At 64.0% G+C, this 1,950-nt stretch carries 2 protein-coding genes; one reads left to right on the forward strand and one right to left on the reverse strand.

Features of this window, described 5'->3' with window-relative positions; genetic code table 11:
• Positions 1-566, reverse strand: a 566-nt coding sequence (locus AC1D1P_RS22015) for a hypothetical protein (protein ID WP_477674442.1), incomplete at its 3' end; no start/stop codon positions are given.
• 274 nt (positions 567-840) lie between these two features.
• On the opposite strand from AC1D1P_RS22015, the gene mpl reads away from it, so the two are divergent.
• Positions 841-1,950, forward strand: a 1,110-nt coding sequence (gene mpl, locus AC1D1P_RS22020; protein WP_477674443.1) for a UDP-N-acetylmuramate:L-alanyl-gamma-D-glutamyl-meso-diaminopimelate ligase, incomplete at its 3' end; no start/stop codon positions are given.

The raw sequence follows: 1,950 nt of genomic DNA on the forward strand, positions 1-1,950 counted from the left end.
GCAGCCAGGTCGCCCCGCGGGGTCCGGCCTTTGGCATCGGGCCGCAGGGCACCGCGCAGGTCGTCGTGGTCATAGACCATCAGGTGCACGCCCACCGTCTCATTCAAAGGTTTGCACACACTTCGCAGGCTGAGCGCTTCCACGCTGTCGCCGGTAAAGCCGGTCACGGTACGCGGCTCGTAGTCCACATTGTGCTCAATCAGGGCAATCTCGGCTGATTTGGGGTCATCGCAGAACAGCTGGATGTAAATGTCGGACAGCCGGGTGGCCGTGCCGTGCCAGACGGCGCCGCCCAGGTAGGGCCGAAATTGCACCAGCCGCTCCATCCAGACCAGCGCCAGTTCACGCAGGGCCGCCAGCTCGGCGGGCTGGGTGTCGGCACAGAAAAGTGCGATGTATTCGCGGACGGCGTCTTCCAGCTCGTCATTGCCCGGCAGCTCGGTACGGGCCGGCAAGGCCATCTGTTTGACGGCGCGGCGTTTGGCCGGACCATATTCCAGCCCTTCTTCCACCACCAGCGCTGCGGCCGTGGCGGCGATTTCGGATTTAAGGGTATGAGGTGTCAAGATCGGCTGGCTTCGGCCAGGAAAGGCCAAAATCGAAGGTCAATGGGTGATGCGGATCAATGATGCGGGTGTGGGCGAAGCGATTGTGCCTTGGGTTGGGTTCCCGCCAGACGCTAAAGTTCACCCCAGCCCACGGCACACCCGACCGCTATGAAATCAATAGCTGGTTGCGCTTATCCATATTGGCCGGGAGGCACTTTTTCCTTGAATTTTCGCCTGGCCACCGGATCCAGGCGTGTGAGGCCCGCGGATAGCCCTGCCTAGAATACAGGCCATGCACATACATATTCTGGGAATCTGCGGCACCTTCATGGGAGGCCTGGCCGCCCTGGCGCGGGAAGCAGGGCACAAAGTGACCGGCTGCGACACCGGCGTCTACCCGCCCATGAGCGACCAGCTGCGCGGTTTGGGGATTGAGCTGATCGAGGGCTACGGCRCCGACCAGATGGCCTTTGAGCCCGACGTGTTCGTGGTCGGCAACGTGGTGTCCCGTGCCCGGCTTGCCGATGGCAGCGCCAAATACCCGCTCATGGAAGCCATCCTGAACAGCGGCAAGCCTTATACCAGCGGCCCGCAATGGCTCTCGGGCCATGTGCTCCACCACCCGACCCACCACCCGACCGGGCCACGCCATGTGCTGGCAGTGGCTGGCACGCATGGCAAAACCACCACCACGGCCATGCTGGCCTGGATTCTCGAAGCTGCCGGGCTGAAGCCGGGTTTCCTGGTCGGCGGCGTGCCGCTGAACTTCGGCGTGTCGGCCCGGCTGGGCGAAGGCAATACCTTTGTCATCGAGGCCGACGAATACGACACCGCCTTTTTCGACAAGCGCAGCAAGTTCGTGCACTACCGCCCGCGCACGGCCATCCTGAACAACCTCGAGTTCGACCACGCCGACATTTTTGACGATCTGGCGGCCATCGAACGGCAGTTTCACCATCTGGTGCGCACCATCCCTTCGCAAGGCCGCGTGGTCGTCAATGCCGCCGAAGCCAGCCTGCAGCGCGTGCTGGCCCAGGGCTGCTGGAGTGAGCAACTGCTCTTCGGCAGCGGCCTGCTGAACAAGAGCGGCTTCATGGCCCACKGCGAACCGCACGACTTTCATGTGCTCAAGGCCGGCGAGGCCGTGGCCCATGTGCAGTGGGGCATCAGCGGCGTGCACAACCAGCTCAATGCGCTGGCCGCCATCGCGGCGGCTGAGCACGTCGGTGTGGCGCCCGAAGCCGCGGCCCGGGCGCTGGCGGAGTTCCAGAACGTCAAGCGCCGCATGGAAGTACGCGGCGTGATCCCGCGCAAAGAYGGCGACATCACCGTGTATGACGACTTCGCCCACCACCCCACCGCCATCCATACCACGGTGGACGGCCTGCGCCGCCAGCTGCAA

It is taken from the genome of Polaromonas sp. P1_E1_2, assembly GCF_056406035.1.